Annotated in this window: 15 protein-coding genes; 4 read left to right on the top strand and 11 right to left on the bottom strand. The window is 57.4% G+C overall.

What is annotated here, in order from left to right:
* Positions 1-22: 22 nt before the first annotated feature.
* Positions 23-1057: an NAD(P)/FAD-dependent oxidoreductase gene (locus ACR0BT_RS09305; protein ID WP_480762999.1), complete on the top strand. Its 1035-nt coding sequence runs from the start codon at positions 23-25 to the stop codon at positions 1055-1057.
* On the opposite strand, the gene ACR0BT_RS09300 is transcribed toward ACR0BT_RS09305, so the two are convergent.
* The 4 genes from ACR0BT_RS09300 to ACR0BT_RS09285 all read right to left on the bottom strand — a co-directional run bounded on the left by ACR0BT_RS09300 (position 1049) and on the right by ACR0BT_RS09285 (position 4028).
* Positions 1049-1861, bottom strand: coding sequence for an HTD2 family dehydratase (locus ACR0BT_RS09300; protein WP_480762998.1), 813 nt, complete (start codon positions 1859-1861; stop codon positions 1049-1051). The two genes, ACR0BT_RS09305 and ACR0BT_RS09300, sit on opposite strands and share 9 nt — an antisense overlap.
* A 45-nt stretch (positions 1862-1906) precedes the next feature.
* Positions 1907-2449, bottom strand: coding sequence for an NADPH-dependent FMN reductase (locus ACR0BT_RS09295; protein ID WP_480762997.1), 543 nt, complete (start codon positions 2447-2449; stop codon positions 1907-1909).
* Positions 2450-2545: 96 nt separating this feature from the next.
* On the bottom strand, positions 2546-3217 hold the full coding sequence (locus ACR0BT_RS09290) for a YiaD family glycine zipper/OmpA-like lipoprotein (RefSeq protein ID WP_170398755.1): 672 nt from the start codon (positions 3215-3217) through the stop codon (positions 2546-2548).
* A 118-nt stretch (positions 3218-3335) separates the two neighbouring features.
* Entirely contained in the window at positions 3336-4028 is a 693-nt protein-coding gene (locus tag ACR0BT_RS09285; RefSeq protein WP_170406614.1) for a helix-turn-helix transcriptional regulator, read from the bottom strand.
* Between the two features lie 104 nt (positions 4029-4132).
* Between ACR0BT_RS09285 and ACR0BT_RS09280 the strand changes: the two genes are divergently transcribed.
* Positions 4133-4324: a hypothetical protein gene (locus tag ACR0BT_RS09280; protein ID WP_170398761.1), complete on the top strand. Its 192-nt coding sequence runs from the start codon at positions 4133-4135 to the stop codon at positions 4322-4324.
* A 2-nt stretch (positions 4325-4326) separates the two neighbouring features.
* On the opposite strand, the gene ACR0BT_RS09275 is transcribed toward ACR0BT_RS09280, so the two are convergent.
* Positions 4327-4974, bottom strand: a complete 648-nt coding sequence (locus ACR0BT_RS09275; protein ID WP_170625796.1) for an RluA family pseudouridine synthase — start codon at positions 4972-4974, stop codon at positions 4327-4329.
* Between the two features lie 97 nt (positions 4975-5071).
* Between ACR0BT_RS09275 and ACR0BT_RS09270 the strand changes: the two genes are divergently transcribed.
* Both ACR0BT_RS09270 and ACR0BT_RS09265 read left to right on the top strand, forming a co-directional pair.
* A complete protein-coding gene (locus tag ACR0BT_RS09270) occupies positions 5072-5482 on the top strand; it encodes a nuclear transport factor 2 family protein (protein WP_480762996.1) in 411 nt (136 codons plus the stop codon).
* A gap of 47 nt (positions 5483-5529) precedes the next feature.
* Complete coding sequence (locus ACR0BT_RS09265; RefSeq protein WP_480762995.1) at positions 5530-6189, top strand: SGNH/GDSL hydrolase family protein; 660 nt, start codon at positions 5530-5532, stop codon at positions 6187-6189.
* On the opposite strand, the gene rarD is transcribed toward ACR0BT_RS09265, so the two are convergent.
* The 6 genes from rarD to ACR0BT_RS09235 form a co-directional block, all read right to left on the bottom strand.
* Positions 6186-7091: an EamA family transporter RarD gene (gene rarD / locus ACR0BT_RS09260; protein WP_170406626.1), complete on the bottom strand. Its 906-nt coding sequence runs from the start codon at positions 7089-7091 to the stop codon at positions 6186-6188. The genes ACR0BT_RS09265 and rarD overlap by 4 nt on opposite strands.
* A gap of 258 nt (positions 7092-7349) precedes the next feature.
* Positions 7350-9803, bottom strand: a complete 2454-nt coding sequence (locus tag ACR0BT_RS09255) for a GcvT family protein (protein ID WP_480762994.1) — start codon at positions 9801-9803, stop codon at positions 7350-7352.
* Between the two features lie 89 nt (positions 9804-9892).
* Positions 9893-10873, bottom strand: coding sequence for a GlxA family transcriptional regulator (locus tag ACR0BT_RS09250; RefSeq protein ID WP_170406633.1), 981 nt, complete (start codon positions 10871-10873; stop codon positions 9893-9895).
* 9 nt (positions 10874-10882) lie between these two features.
* Entirely contained in the window at positions 10883-11776 is an 894-nt protein-coding gene (locus ACR0BT_RS09245) for a homocysteine S-methyltransferase family protein (protein ID WP_480762993.1), read from the bottom strand.
* A gap of 11 nt (positions 11777-11787) precedes the next feature.
* Positions 11788-12834 (bottom strand): alcohol dehydrogenase family protein, encoded by a 1047-nt coding sequence (locus ACR0BT_RS09240; RefSeq protein WP_480762992.1) that lies wholly within the window; start codon positions 12832-12834, stop codon positions 11788-11790.
* Between the two features lie 24 nt (positions 12835-12858).
* Positions 12859-15309: a GcvT family protein gene (locus ACR0BT_RS09235; protein ID WP_480762991.1), complete on the bottom strand. Its 2451-nt coding sequence runs from the start codon at positions 15307-15309 to the stop codon at positions 12859-12861.
* Positions 15310-15313: the final 4 nt, after the last annotated feature.

The raw sequence follows: 15313 nt of genomic DNA, 5'->3' as shown, positions 1-15313 counted from the left end.
AACAACGAAAAGGGGATTGGCAATGGTCGATGTGACGGTGCGGGGCGCAGGAATATTTGGCCTCTCCATCGCCTGGACCTGCGCACGGCGCGGCGCGAAGGTTCAGATCGTCGATCCATTTGGTCCGGGCGCGGGGTCCAGTGGAGGGCTTGTTGGCGCGCTGGCCCCACATGTGCCCGAAAACTGGAACACCAAAAAGGCGTTCCAGTTTGAAAGTTTAATCATGGCTGAACCGTTCTGGAAACAGGTCGAGGCCACCGGTGGTGTGTCGCCCGGCTACGCACGTCTTGGGCGTCTGCAACCCATACCAGACGCACGCGGTTTGGAGCTGGCCCAAGCGCGTGAACAAACAGCTGCAACACTCTGGCAGGGTCAGGCTAATTGGCGCGTCCGGTTTATAGATCAGATTGGTGCCTGGTGCCCACCCAGCCCGACGGGATATGTCGTCCACGATACGCTAAGCGCGCGCATGCACCCAAGGCGTGCCTGCGCAGCGCTGGTGGCCGCGCTTGCCGTAATGGGAGTAGAAGTTACCGCCGAAGCGCCTGACAAGGGACAAGTCGTACACGCCACTGGACTTGCGGGTCTGCAAGAGCTCAGCAAGGCGTTTGGCAAGACAATCGGTAACGGCGTGAAAGGACAGGCGGCGTTGCTGCGATTTGATGCGGGCGACGTACCACAGTTGTTTGCCGATGCTGTTCATATCGTGCCTCATGCCGATGGTACGTTGGCCATTGGCTCGACATCAGAACGCGAATACGACGATCCGACCAGCACAGATGCCGCTCTGGACGATGTACTGGACCGCGCCATGCGTGCCGTGCCGGTCCTGCACGGGGCGGAAGTGATCGAACGCTGGGCCGGTGTCCGCCCCCGCAGCAAAAGCCGCGCACCGATGCTGGGCGCGCATCCCCTGCACAAAGGGCAGTTTATCGCCAATGGGGGATTCAAGATCGGTTTTGGTATGGCACCGAAGGTGGCCGAGGTCATGGCCGAGTTGATGCTGGAAGGGCGCGATAGAATCCCGCAGGATTTCCTGCCCGAAGCTTCACTCTGATTGCGGAATTGCCTTGGCTGACATGCATTGTCGGCCTCCGGGTCCACGCACCCAAAACTCCTGACCGTTCCGACACAGGGTCGCCGTTTCGAAATGCATCAGCGGCGACGATGCGCGAAACGTAAACTCCGCCAGAGGCCCCATCAGATCGGTTGCGAACAACATGAGGAATTGGGCCAGCAGAGGCCCATGGACAACCAGCCCGGCATAGCCTTCCACGTCGCGTGCATAGTCAAGATCGTAATGGATCCGGTGTCCGTTAAACGTCAGCGCCGAATAGCGGAACAACAGGGTTGTATCAAATTCAACAATGCGGTGATCCAACTCATCCGTTCGAGCCATCGGAACTTTTGGAGCCGGTGCGTCTGATGAGGGATCTTCACGATAAACCAGATCCTGCCATTCGGTCACGCTCAGCGCGCCCTTTTGCCAAATCTCGTGACGCAGTGTGACAAATGCCAACGGTCCGCTACGTCCTGTCTTTGCCACGGCGCTTTCTCTGACCGTCCGACGCTCGGCTGCGACCCCTGCCACAAAGGGCTGATGAAACTGCAGTCGCCCACCTGCCCACATGCGCCTTGGTAGTCCCATATCGGGGATCAGACCTTGGCCTACCCGAGGATGTCCATCACGCCCCAGATCGCTCGGCACATGCGGCGACCAGAAATAGAGCTGATGAAAGAAGGGAGGTAGTACTGAGCCTGCCTCAATCGTCGGTTCCCGCCCCAATGCTACCTGCAGTGCAGCCGCTCGGGCAGGATCTACGACATCGGCCTGAGTCTCTATCTGGTTTTGATCCTTCATCCGCATAACCTAGAAGTTGCGGTACAGACCGGCAAGCAAAGGGGATTAAAACCCGGCCTCTGCCCGCAGCTTCTGCATCAGGTTATGCAGCGTATGCTCGTAGCGGTCGTTAGACAGCCGCCCTTCTGCATCAAATTCATTCGAACTGTCAGCTAAATGAAGCTCGGGGCCTTGCAGAATGCGCGGCTGAAAGGGGACCATGAAGGATCGCAAGATCATTTGCGCCCGTTCCCCCCCGGCCCGGCCCGCAGCCGCAGACATGACGGCGAGCGGTTTATCCATCCATGGCTTGCCTTTCGTCCGACTGACCCAGTCCAGCGCGTTTTTTAGAACACCCGACGGCCCTTTGTTGTATTCCGGCGTTGATATGATCACCGCGTGGGCCTGGGCAATCTGATCGGCCAAAACCTGCACGGTTTCAGGTATGCCTTCGCCAACTTCGAGATCGCCGTCATAAAGCGGCAGATTGAGATCAGCCTCAATGAACGTGCCGGGTTCGAACAGGCGTGCAGCTTCGCGCAGCAATTTACGGTTGGTCGCATCCTGCCGTAGCGAGCCGGAAAGGCCAAGAAGGATCGGTTGGGACATGGGGAAACTCCGCTTTGGTGTTTCCCCTTAGTTATCCCGAGACACCATCGAACCAAAGGCCCGATGACGCGCAGTCATTGTGCGCGAGACGCGTGATCAGGTGTTGTCGCTGGGAACCACCACAATCTCGACCCGCCGGTTCTGGGCTTTCCCCTCGGGTGTCAGGTTCGATGCGATCGGGTTGTTTTCACCTTGCCCGACAGTAGTGATACGGGCGTAGCTGACACCATTGGCCTGCAGAATATCAGCCACCGCATTGGCGCGGCGTTCAGACAGTCCGAGGTTGTAGGACGCCTCTCCGTCACTGTCAGTATGACCGATAATCTGGACATTCGAATTCGGGTAATTGACCAGATTCTGCCCCACCTTCACCAAATCGGCACGCAAGGCCGGGCGCACGGTGGAACTGTCGGTGTCAAAGGTGATGTCATTCGGAACCGTGACGATCAGGCGATCCCCGGCGTTGACGATCGTTATGCCGTCATTTGCCAACTGCTGCCGCAGCTCTGCAGCCTGCCGGTCAAGTTGGTTGCCGATCACGCCACCGCCTGCAGCACCGATGGCACCACCGGCCAACGCCCCCAACAGTGGGTCAGAGTCATTGGCAATTGCGCCCACACCTGCGCCGATCAGACCACCCAGCAACGCGCCTTGCTTGGCATTCTGGTTGGGATCGTTCTGCACGCTGAGAGTGCCCGGGTCGGTACACGCCCCCAAAAACAGGGCTGAACACAGTCCAACCGTCAGTACACATTTGGAAATCGTCATTGAATCACCTTCTGCTCACGTACCCGTTCACCGGGTTTGTTTCGTTCCGCTTAGTATAACACAGTGAGAACAAAGAGCCTCAAGCAACAATTGAGTGAAATCGGCGAATACCTGCCATTCAGGCGACCCCTTTGGAGCTATCCCAGCTGTTCTGCTCCTGCCAGATCGCGCGCAGAGGTTCCCCTTGCCCGCAGAAATGATCCTCGGTCAGTTCGCATGCCCAGATCCGATCTGTGCGGAAATGGCGAAACCCGTTTCGCAGCTCGCACCACGCGGCCAGCATGGTGCATTCAATATGGTAGATCAGGGCGACGGGCCGTATCGTGCGCTCGGTACGCTCATCTTCCGAATTCACGTAGGTGATGCGAATTTTACGTTCAGCCCGGATCGCTTCGCGATAGTTCACGACGGGCACACATCCCTTTTCCGGATCATCCATCGGTGCACCCCAGGGCGCAACCTGTAGCCAGTCGGCTGGCGCGCGCAGGGCCTCGATCTTCCGACAAACTCGGTCAGCGGCCTGTTGCAAGGTGCTGTCACCCGTGCGGGCCAGCATCGACAGGCCCACCCAGAGGGCCTCAACCTCTTCCGCATCGAAATTCAATGGCGGCAGATCATAGCCGCGCCGCATCAAGTAGCCAACACCCGCTTCGCCTTCGATTGGCGTACGCTGGGCCTGCAACGCGGCAATATCGCGGTAGACGGTGCGCACCGAAACCTCGAGCTTGGCGGCCAACGCATCGGCCGTCACGGGCGCTTCAGCAGCACGCAAGATCTGAATGATTTCGAACAGACGTGTCGATCGGCGCATCCGGGTCTCCTAAAGATCTGCTGACAACTTAGCACACCCCCCTGACAAGGTGGTGTCAGGAGTGTTGGGCGAAGATTGGGCAATTGCAACTCAGGAGAGTGACCATGCCCTACCTCGACAATCACGTCATGATGACCTTGAAACTGGATCGCTGGTCCCAAGATCACGTTTTGCGCGGATTCGAAATCGAACGTGAAATTGCCGCCGCACGGGAACGCCAAGTTATACGCCCGGTCAAACGCACCAGGCGGTTTTCGCTGGGAAACCTGAAGATGCTTTGGACCAGTAACGCTTAGAATCAGAACTCGGCTGGCGCGCGAAATTTCATCGACACCCCGCCTTCGGGATTTTTGAGGCGCAGTTCTTCCGAATGAAGCATCAACCGCGGGAAGTCGCGCGCCGCGCCATCGGCATAAAACGGATCACCCAAGATAGGATGCCCCAGCGCCTGCATATGAACCCGCAACTGGTGCGATCGTCCGGTCTTGGGAGACAGGCGAACACGCGTTGTCTCGCCCTCGTATTTAACCACGCGCCAATCCGTAACAGCAGGCTTGCCGGTGTCGTGACAGACCATCTGACGGGGGCGATTGGGCCAATCGACGATCAGCGGCAGATCAACCGTTCCCGTTTTTGGTTCTACCCGCCCCCATACGCGCGCGACATAAGTTTTGCGGGTCTGGCGATTTTCGAACTGTAGCCCCAGATGCCGCTGGGCATGCGGCGTCTGTGCAAACACCATTACACCGGATGTATCCCGATCCAACCGATGCACCAGCAGCGCTTGTGGAAACGCAACTTGTACGCGGGTCAGCAGGCAATCAGCAAGATGCGCGCCCCGCCCCGGCACGGACAACAAACCCGCCGGCTTGTTCACCACGATCAATTGCGTGTCTTCAAACAGCACATCCAGAGGGGAGTTTGGGGGATCATAGGTTTCGCTCATGCGCGCTTGCCTATCTCAGGCGGCCCCCTCCCGCAACGTCGTCCTTGCGTGAGTGAAAAGGTTCAGCAACTCTTTGGTCAACAAGAGGGAAGACGGTATGCACCCGACGATCAAACGAATGCAAGAAGTGGTGGCCAAGGGCGATGAAGGCCTGATCCAAGAGTTGCTGGCCGAAGATGTTCGGTTTTCACCACCCACTTACTACAGCACCTGGACCGGGCGTGAACCTGTTGCAGCGGTTCTGGGTCATGTGGGTCAGGTGTTTTCCGAATTTCAGTATCGTCGGATCATGGGCGACGGCGACGATTGGGCATTGGAGTTTCAATGCAAAGTCGGTGCCTTGGACGCCGTGGGTGTAGACTTGATCACGCTGAACGCAGACGGACTTATTCAGGAATTTGAGGTCGTCATGCGTCCTTACAAGACCGTCGGAGCCTTGCGCGAAGCCATGTTGGCACGAGTCATGAAAGATGCGCGCTTTCTAAAGTTCAAAGATGCGCTGAGCTAACGGTTCCTTTGCCTGTTGCCGCCGATCAGATTCTCAGAATTCCGCTTTTGCCTATTCTGGCCATTCAGGGGTTCGCGGTAAGACGCAATGCGCAATTTCTGCCAGAACCGACTGGTCCCCGCCAAGGGTGTGCAGGGCGCGGGCCCAGACTGCGCTTGTTGATCACCGGGGACAGCTCGGCCGCTGGCGTTGGGGCTGGCACACAAGGCCAGGCGCTATCCGGGCAACTGGTCGGCCAATTGGCAAAGCGTTATACCGTGGAATGGCGGCTTGAGGCGGCCACCGGGCATACCACTCAAAACACAATTGAGCAGCTGCAAGGGCTTTCCGAACAGTTTGATGTGGCCATAACGGCGCTGGGTGTGAACGACGTGACCCGAGCGGTAAGCAGACAAAGCTTTGAGGACCGACAAACCCGGCTATTGGATCTTCTGACCGGGCCGATGAAAGCCAGGCGGGTGATCGTGTCTGCGGTTCCTCAGATGGCGCGTTTTCCCGCTCTGCCTCAGCCGCTCGCCTGGTTTTTGGGGCAACAGGCTGCAAGGCTGGATCACGGCTTGCAGACGGTGGCTGCAGCATATCCGCAAGTTTCACATCTGGCGCTGAACCTGCCCGATGACCCGGCGCTCGCCGCGCCGGACGGATATCATCCAAGCCCCAAGGCCTATGCAATCTGGGCGGAACAGCTTGCCCAGCTCATTCGCTAGGCCTGAGACCGTATTTGCCGGATCATCGGGATCGAATATACAATCAACCCGGCCCAGATCAGGGGGAACGCGATCAATCTTGCCTGATCAATACGCTCTCCGAACAACGTGATCGCGGTGATAAAAATCATCGTGGGCGCGATGTACTGCAGGATGCCCATCGTCGACAGACGCACCAGTTTGGCCCCATTGGCATAAAGCAGCAACGGAATTGCAGTCACCAGCCCCGCGCCTGCAAGCAGCGCAGTGTCTGACACGGCTGCTCCAAAATGCCCGGCACCACTTGTTCCAAGCCAGGTGACGTAGGCCAGGGCGGGTATCAGTAGAATCAGGACTTCCAACAAAAACCCTTGGTTGGGCCCAATTGGGAGTGAGCGCTTGAAGAACGCATAAAACCCCCAGCTGAACATTAAGCCCAAAGCCGCCCAGGGTAAGCTTCCCGCCTGAAACACTAGTACCAACACCCCCAAAGCGGCCAACCCGACCGCAACCAACTGTGTTCGGTTCAGAGGTTCACGCAGCAATATCGCACCCAACGCAATGCTGAACAAAGGGTTGATATAATAGCCCAAAGCCGCGTCCAGCGCATGCCCCGATGAAATCGCCCAGACATAAATCGCCCAGTTGACTGAGATCAGCGCCGCTGTAATTGCCGCCATACCTAACATTTTGGGATTGCGAAGTGCAGTTTTCAGATCGCCGGTCCGCCCGAGCGCTATCAGCAGCAGCCCGGCCACCGGCACCGACCAGATCACCCGATGCGCAACTACCTCGATCGGGCCGATATGCTCCATTGCTTTCATGTAAAGTGGCAGGAAGCCCCAAAGCACATAGGCCATCACAGCCAACGCCAGCCCTTTGGGCGTATCGGTATTGTTTGGTGGTACGCGGGTGTCTGCCACAGCGAGTCTCCGACTGATACCGTGTTTCTCTACGGCAAATCAGATAGGCTTGGGAACTATCAAAACTGTGAAGCAGGGCATCAAAGTTTCTGATTGGTCGCGCGTTCTGCAGCCAACCTATATGCGAAGCGCTGTCTCACGCTCATGGATATTGTTGGCCAGATGAGCAGGTGATCCCTTGTTCATCTGGCCACAAATACTCTCGCGAGCGTCGCCCGGTACGGACGGTGGGGCAGAGCCTACCACTGTCGATGTTTTCTAGACTTTGACCCGCTCGGATTTCGCATCATACATCGGTTTCAACGACGCCTCTGCCTGGACTTTCACACCACAGACATCGATCTCATAGGTCGAGGCCAGCACGTCTGCAGGCTTTTCGCCCTCGCAGGGCACATAGCCCAGACCAATGGCACCACCCAGCGTGTGACCATAATTGCCCGAGCTAAGGTAACCTACATATTCACCATCGCGCACGATTGGTTCGTTGTGGAACAACAGTGGTTCGGGATCAGTCAGTCTAAACTGGACAAGCCGGTTCTTGGGCCCGCTTTCCTTCCGGGCCATCACCGCCTCGCGACCAATGAAATCGCTGCCTTTGTCCACTTTGACGGCAAATCCCAATCCCGCGTCGACCACGTGATCCTCGCAGGTGATGTCATGACCGAAATGGCGAAAACCCTTCTCGATCCGGCAACTGTCCATCATGTGCATGCCGCAGAGTTTCAGGCCCATATCTTGTCCGGCTTCGTGCATCGCCTCAAAAACATGACCTGCCATGTCGGACGACACATAGATCTCCCACCCAAGCTCACCCACATAGGTCACCCTGTGGGCGCGAGCGAGACCCATACCGATCTCAATCTGCTGTGCCGTGCCAAAGGGGTTAGTCCTGTTCGAGAAATCAGCGGGCGAAACCTTTTCAAGCAATGCACGCGCATTCGGTCCCATGACGGCCAAAACGCCCTCGCCAGCGGTGACATCGGTGATAACCACATTGAAGCCGCCTGCATGACGCATCAACCAGGTCTGATCCGCCAATCGGGTCGCCGCGGGGGTGACGACCAGGTAGGCGGTCTCAGTCAACCGTGTGACCGTGACATCTGCTTCGATCCCACCGCTACGGTTCAGAAATTGGGTGTAGACGATCTTGCCATTGGGCACTGAATAATCGCCGCCGCCGATATAGTTCATGAATTTCTCGGCATCCGGCCCTTCGACGCGGATTTTGCCGAAGGACGACATGTCATACATGCCTACATTTTCGCGCACGGCACGGTGTTCGGCAGCCGAATTCTCGAACCAGTTCTGCCGTTTCCAGCTGTATTGATATTCTCGTTCCTGCCCTTCGTTGGCAAACCAATTGGCGCGCTCCCACCCAGCCAATTCGCCCATCACGGCACCCTGTTCGATCAGGTGATGGTGAAACGGTGTCCGGCGCACACCGCGCGCGGTGGTCTTTTGGCGATAGGGATAGTGGTCGGCATAAAGCAGGCCGAGCGTCTCTTTCGAACGCTCAAAGAGGTACTGCTTGTTGCCCTGAAACGGCTGCATGCGACTGATGTCAACATCGCCCAGATCGAACGGTTTCTCGCCCGAGTCCATCCACTCGGCCAGTGCCATACCAGCACCACCCGCCGACTGAATACCAATCGAATTGAACCCTGCAGCGACCCAAACGTTATCCATCTCGGGGGCGAGTCCCAAGTGATATGCATCATCCGGCGTAAAGGACTCGGGGCCGTTAAAGAAGGTGTGAATCCCCGCCTCGGCCAACATCGGCATCCGATTGCAGGCCGCTTCGAGTATTGGTTCAAAGTGATCGAAATCCTCTGGCAACTGGTCGAATTCGAAACTGTCGGGGATGCCGTTCATCGCCCAGGGTTTTGCATTTGGCTCAAACGCGCCCAGCAGGATTTTTCCGGCATCCTCTTTGTAGTAGGCACATTCATCCGGTACGCGCAGCACCGGCAGTTGGGTCAGCCCGTCGATCCCTTCGGTCACGATATAGAAATGTTCGCAGGCGTGAAGCGGCACGTTCACACCTGCCATCTTACCAACCTCGTGGCCCCACATGCCCGCACAGTTCACCACCATGTCGCATTCGATATGGCCCGATGCACTGCCATCGTCCGCAATCCAGTCCACGCCGGTCACCTGACGGCCCTGCTTGACGACATCGGTGACTTTCACACGTTCCTTGACGATGCCACCGCGTTGGCGCGCACCTTTGGCCAAAGCCAGTGCAATGTTTGCCGGATCACCCTGCCCATCCAAAGGCAAATAAACCGCCCCCTTGACCCCTTCGAGGTTCAGATGGGGATACAGCTCCTGCACACGATCATTGTCGATCTCTTCGACCTCAACCCCGAAGGCGCGGGCCATGGCGGCCTGACGATAGATCTCTTCCTTGCGCTCTTCAGTCAGGGCCACCGTGATCGATCCGCAACGCTTGAACCCTGTGGCAACGCCAGTTTCTTCCTCAAGTGCGCCATATAGTTCCTGACTGTACTTAGCCAGCTTGGTCATGTTTGCGGTCGCGCGCAGCTGCGCAATCAGACCTGCAGCATGCCATGTGGTGCCGCTGGTCAGTTGCTTGCGCTCAAGCAGCACAACATCGGTCCACCCTTTCTTGGTAAGGTGATACGCGACCGAGCATCCGATGACGCCGCCGCCGATGATGACCACACGGGCCTTGGTGGGAAGATCAACCATCCTGATGTCTCCGCTGTCTCAGGTTTTTTGCAAAATGCCATGAAGGATCGACAAAAAAAGCGTCAAAAACGTCATCTCAATCGCGAAAATCACCTATATTCTGCACGTCTTTTTTGACGTCTCAGAACAAACGGAGTGACGCCAAAGACGCTTTTGTAAACGGATGAGAATCCGTTTGGAAAGCCGCACACCAAGCCGATTTCCCGCACGCTCATCGTTGTGTTCAAAAGCAGGTTGTTGGCTTTGGCCAAGCGCATTTCTCGGTAGAATCCGTTTGGAGTGGTTGCGAAAGTTGCCTTGAACTTGCGCTCAAGCGATCTGTTCGACACGTGTAACATGTCAACGATCTGATTTATCGGTAACGGTTCTTCGATATTCGCCTGCATCAGCTTGATACATTGATCCAGCTTTGCGTCACCTGTGGCTGTATTCCGAGCGCCCGAAAACGGCTGCATGGATGAGAAATCGCGGATGTTCTCGTGCAGCATGATATCCGCAACTGTCATCTTGGCGGCACCCGAAATGTGCCGCCCAATCACCGCCAGTGCCACATCCGTCGTTGCCTCCATTCCTGCGCAGGTGACCACTGAACCCTGTTCGGTCGCAATTGAAAGCTTGGCCTCAAACCGCGCGCCACGTTCGCGCAAGAAAGAAGCGTTTTCCCAATGGGTTGCCATATGGTCAGCGCCGTTTTCGTCGATGTACCTGCTTGCCGCTTCGGCCAGCAAAAAGACCTGGGCTCCCCGGTACGTATAGTCGGGCACGACGCGACCTAAAGAAAGCTCTGGCTGATCCGGATCCGAGTTTCCGATCACAAACAGATAATCCGCATCGGGCTGCGCAGGTATGGTTTCGGTCGACACCGTCGCGCAACTGCTGCTTTCAACAGGTCCCCCCTTTCGGGACCGGTATGTGAATGTGAACGGAGGATGCGCGCATACCCGGTTGGCCAGGCGCAACACATCGACCAACGAGGCCAATTCAAGCAACACGAAACCGGGTGCAACCAGAATATCGAAATGCTGTTGATCCCGATCTTTTCGCCGTTCAGGTTTGTTGCGGATCGACATGAGGCACACTCAAACAATTGTGTGCCCGGCCGCGCGTAAACTGTCGGCAAGGGTTTCGATGTGATCTGGCCCAACTTCGCAGCAACCGCCAACGATCGTCGCGCCCTGCGCCACCCAGCCCATGGCATGCTGCGCATAGGCGTCAGGGTCTAGGTCATGACGGCATTCCAGAGAGTCAACCGTCGGGGCTTCCTTCAAAAAACCGTCTTTGATACCAGTAAAGCCATTGGCATAAGCGCCGAACGGGCGACCCAGCTTTGCGATGATCTCCAGTGCAGCCGGAATCGCTTCCGGGCGCGCGCAGTTGATCAAAACGGCCTCGGGGGCGTAACGCGCAACAAGCGGGGCGATGTCCTCCAGCGCTTCGCCTGACCGCAATCGCGTGCCGTCATCATCCATAACCGACAATGCCAGCCAGACGGGTTTGCCGCAATTCTCGGTACCGCGAAGCGCACCTTCGGCTTCCAGAACCGAGGACACGGTTTCGATCAGGAATAGATCAACCCGGTCTGCCATCAGTTGAGCCAGCTCGGCAAATTTTTCAGCCGCATCGTCTGGGTCGGGGTTCAGATCGGGCCGGTAGCTGGCCAAAAGCGGACCAAGCGCACCAGCGATACGACCGTCAGTTCCCGCGCAAGCCTGCTCGGCCCGCGAAAGAGCAGCCTCGATCAGAAGTGGCATCTGGTCTTCGATCCCCTCACGCACCAGCCGCGAGCGGTGAATGGCATAGGTATTCGTGGTGGCAATCGTCGCGCCACTGCGGAAATAGGCCGCGTGAACTTCGGTCAGCAAGTCAGGTTTGTCGATCATCACCCGCGTTGACCACAAAGGCGTGGGCTGGTCACCGCTGCGTTTCACCAGTTCCTGCCCGATCGAGCCATCTAAAAGCGTAATGTCAGCCATCTACCCCCCTTTCACGGTATTAATACCAGTTTCCCGGGCAAGGTCTTGGACATAAAATCCTCTTGCGCCTGAACAATGTCACGCAACGGGTAGGTTTTTGAAATCAAAGGCCTGATCTGACCTGCATTCATCAGCACAACAAGTCGGCCAAAGACTTCGGGAGGCTGATGGGTGCAGCCATGGATTGTGATGTCGCGCAGATAGATGTCTCGCAAATCGGCGCTGACTATGGGGCCAGCGATTGCACCTGACACCGCATAGTGCCCGCCGGGTTTCAGCGCCAGTATGAGATCGGGCCAAGCCGAGCCGCCCACCACATCGATGACGACATCGAACATATCCTTCGGCAGTTGCGCATCCCGGTCAAAGGTTGCCGACGCCCCCTGCGCTTTGACCACATCCGCCTTGGCAGCGCTTGTCACCCCCCAGACCGTCGCTCCTCGTAGCGCCGCGAGCTGGACCGCGGCGAGGCCCACACCGCCTGAAGCCCCTGTAATCAGCACTGTGTGGCCCGCCGACACACCAGCGCGAGTCAGCAGGTTTTCTGCAGTCCCAAACGCGCAGGGAATAGCGGCGATTTCCACGTCTGAAAGGGGCGAGGCGGTCACATCATAAAGATCACCCGCGTCGACCAGACAGTATTGGGCAAACGCTCCGTCGATTTCTGAACCAAGCGCGATAAAACCATGCGGTCTACCCGGCCCCGGGCGTGGCAAGTTGATAGGACAGGTCACGCGTTGGCCGGGCTTGAACGCCGCTCCCGGTCCAACCTCTTCAACAATCCCACACAGATCACCGCCTTGGATGCGGGGAAATTGCAGCGCACCTCCCCACCCGCCGGCCTCAACCCGCTGATCTACCGCATCCGTCGCTTCTGTAACATCCGGCGAGTACCAGCCGATCCGCGTGTTGATGTCGGTGTTGTTCACCCCGGCAGCGGCGACGCGCACCAGAACCTGCCCTGGACCGGGGGTCGGAACGGGGACGTCTTCCCGCCATTCCAACACCTCAGGACCTCCATGGCCAGTCAGATATACGCCTTCCATCTGCCGGGTCATATCAGCGCCTTTCTGTCGTAGGGGTCAGGCCCTCAACCGTTCATTTGCAGGATCCCAGAGCGGCTGATCCTCCTGAACAACAGCACGACATTTCTGTCCGTAGATTTCAACCTCTAGCTCAGTTCCCGGGACAGCCAGATCTGCGCGCACCATGCCCAGCGCGACCGAGGCACCAATGCGATACCCCCACGCACCCGATGTGGTTTCACCCACGATCTCATCACCGCTCAAGATGCAGGACATGTAAGGCGCATCGACCTCACCTGCGTCCACGATCAGAGTGACAAAGGACTTTTTAACGCCTTGCTGTTTTTCGTTCTGAATGGCGGCTTTGCCAACAAAATCCTGCGGTTTATCGAGCTTGACAAAGCGACCCAAACCACCTTCCAGCAGAGAGTAATCCGTGCTTAGGTCGCCTTTCCACGCGCGATAGCCTTTCTCGATCCGCAGCGAATTCAACGCATACATGCCAAAAGGTTTCGCTCCGGCAGCCAGCACAGCTTCGTAGATGGCGGGCATCGCATCATTTTCAGCATGGATTTCCCAACCCAACTCACCCGCGAAAGATACACGGATCAGGAAGGCATCCTGCCCGGCCACTTTGGCGAATTGGTGGGTCAGCCACCCTTGCTGCAAATCTGCATCGGTGATGCCAGACAATACATTCCGCGTCATCGGTCCGGTCACGATCAGTGTGTCGCGCTCGGTTGTGGTTTCCCGAACGGTCACACCTTCGGGCACCGAATTGCGGATCAAATCACCATCGTGCCACTGTGCCGTGGCAGCAGTGATTAGGACGAAATTGTTCTCAGCCAGACGGATACAGGACAGCTCGGTCAGAATGCGCCCTCTTTCATCCGAGACATAGATCAGATTCATGCGCCCTGCTTTAGGGATACCTCCGGTACAGAAGCCACGCAGCCAGTCATCCGCCCCCTCGCCTTGTATCCAGAACCGCGAGAAGCCCGGCAGATCCAGCACCCCGCAGTGATCGCGCACGGCTTCGCATTCTTCTTTGACCCGTTGCTCCCAGGGGCCCGAACGTCCCCAGGTATGGGTGGCTTCCAGTGACGTGTCATCGCCGGTTTGCGCAAACCAGTTTGCGCGTTCCCAGCCGTTGTACGCGCCCATGACACCGCCCAATTCCTTGACCTTGGCGTGCACAGGCGAGACCTTCTTGTCGCGTGCGGCAGGCCATTCGTGATGTGGGAAATGCATGGCGTATTCGTTGCCGTAGACTTCCATCCCTTTCTGATTGCAGTAGTCCTGATCGGTGTAGTCGGTGTAACGACGCGGATCGACGGCCCACATATCCCATTCGGTGTGACCATCGACGATCCATTCGGCCAGAACTTTGCCTGCACCACCACCTTGGGCGATACCGAAAGTGAAGGTATGAGCCTCGAACGCATTTGTCACACCCGGCATCGGGCCAATCAACGGCAGACCATCTGGCGCATAGGGGATCGGGCCATTGATGACGCGACCAACGCCCGAGGTTGCCATCAGCGGAACCCGTTCCATCGCATCGGTGACGATATCCTCGATCCGGTCCAGATCATCATTCCACAGTTGGAAGCTGAAATCCTCGGGCATCGGATCATCCTCGGTCATCCAGTGGCCCTTGCAATTGGGCTCATAAGGGCCAAGGTTGAAGCCGTTCTTCTCCTGCCGCAGGTAGTACGAGATATCGACATCGCGCAGCAGCGGCAGCTTCTTGCCACCATTTTCTTTCGACCACGCTTCGATTTCGGGAACTTCGTCAGTCAGCAGATACTGATGGCTCATGACCATGGCCGGGACGGTTCGGCCGCCAAAGGGTTTGAACCATTCCCCTACGCGCTGCGCATAGTAACCGGCGGCGTTCACCACATAATCGCAGGCAATATCACCCTTTTCGGTATGCACGGTCCATGTGCCGTCGTCCTGCTGTGTCACACCGGTTGCCGGGCAGAATCGGATAATCTTTTGCCCCATATCCCGCGCTCCCTTGGCCAGAGCCTGAGTCAGCTGCGCCGGGTCAATGTCACCATCGGTCGGGTCATACAGAACGCCTTCAAGATCATGGGTCTCCAGGAAAGGATAGCGTTCCTTGGCCTCTTCCGGAGTCCACATCTCCATCGGGATGCCTTGATAGCGGCCCATGGACATGGCCCGTTCGAATTCCTGCATCCGCTCCTTGCTGTGCGCCAGACGAATTGACCCAGAAACGTGGTAGTTCATCGGATAGTCGACCTCGTCCGCGAGGCGCGAATACAGTTCGGTCGAATAGCGCTGCATGTTCATGATCGCCCACGAGGTCGAAAACGTCGGAACGTTACCCGCCGCGTGCCATGTCGAGCCTGCGGTCAGTTCGTTCTTTTCCAGCAGAACACAATCCGTCCAGCCCTTCTTGGCCAGATGATACAGCGATGAACAGCCCACAACGCCGCCGCCGATGATGACCACACGGGCCTTGGTTGGAAAATCACTCATGTGT

The sequence above is a fragment of the Ruegeria sp. CJ6 genome (genome assembly GCF_056536665.1).
The sequence above is the reverse complement of the archived record's forward strand: the minus strand, read 5'-3'. Positions and strand labels throughout refer to the sequence as shown.

Excerpts from the sequence above, each read along its gene's own strand:
- ACR0BT_RS09305 (WP_480762999.1), top strand. The coding sequence starts at position 23 with ATGGTCGATGTGACGGTGCGGGGCGCAGGAATATTTGGCCTCTCCATC.
- ACR0BT_RS09300 (WP_480762998.1), bottom strand. The coding sequence starts at position 1,861 with ATGAAGGATCAAAACCAGATAGAGACTCAGGCCGATGTCGTAGATCCT.
- ACR0BT_RS09295 (WP_480762997.1), bottom strand. The coding sequence starts at position 2,449 with ATGTCCCAACCGATCCTTCTTGGCCTTTCCGGCTCGCTACGGCAGGAT.
- ACR0BT_RS09290 (WP_170398755.1), bottom strand. The coding sequence starts at position 3,217 with ATGACGATTTCCAAATGTGTACTGACGGTTGGACTGTGTTCAGCCCTG.
- ACR0BT_RS09285 (WP_170406614.1), bottom strand. The coding sequence starts at position 4,028 with ATGCGCCGATCGACACGTCTGTTCGAAATCATTCAGATCTTGCGTGCT.
- ACR0BT_RS09280 (WP_170398761.1), top strand. The coding sequence starts at position 4,133 with ATGCCCTACCTCGACAATCACGTCATGATGACCTTGAAACTGGATCGC.
- ACR0BT_RS09275 (WP_170625796.1), bottom strand. The coding sequence starts at position 4,974 with ATGAGCGAAACCTATGATCCCCCAAACTCCCCTCTGGATGTGCTGTTT.
- ACR0BT_RS09270 (WP_480762996.1), top strand. The coding sequence starts at position 5,072 with ATGCACCCGACGATCAAACGAATGCAAGAAGTGGTGGCCAAGGGCGAT.
- ACR0BT_RS09255 (WP_480762994.1), bottom strand. The coding sequence starts at position 9,803 with ATGGTTGATCTTCCCACCAAGGCCCGTGTGGTCATCATCGGCGGCGGC.
- ACR0BT_RS09250 (WP_170406633.1), bottom strand. The coding sequence starts at position 10,873 with ATGTCGATCCGCAACAAACCTGAACGGCGAAAAGATCGGGATCAACAG.
- ACR0BT_RS09245 (WP_480762993.1), bottom strand. The coding sequence starts at position 11,776 with ATGGCTGACATTACGCTTTTAGATGGCTCGATCGGGCAGGAACTGGTG.
- ACR0BT_RS09240 (WP_480762992.1), bottom strand. The coding sequence starts at position 12,834 with ATGACCCGGCAGATGGAAGGCGTATATCTGACTGGCCATGGAGGTCCT.
- ACR0BT_RS09235 (WP_480762991.1), bottom strand. The coding sequence starts at position 15,309 with ATGAGTGATTTTCCAACCAAGGCCCGTGTGGTCATCATCGGCGGCGGC.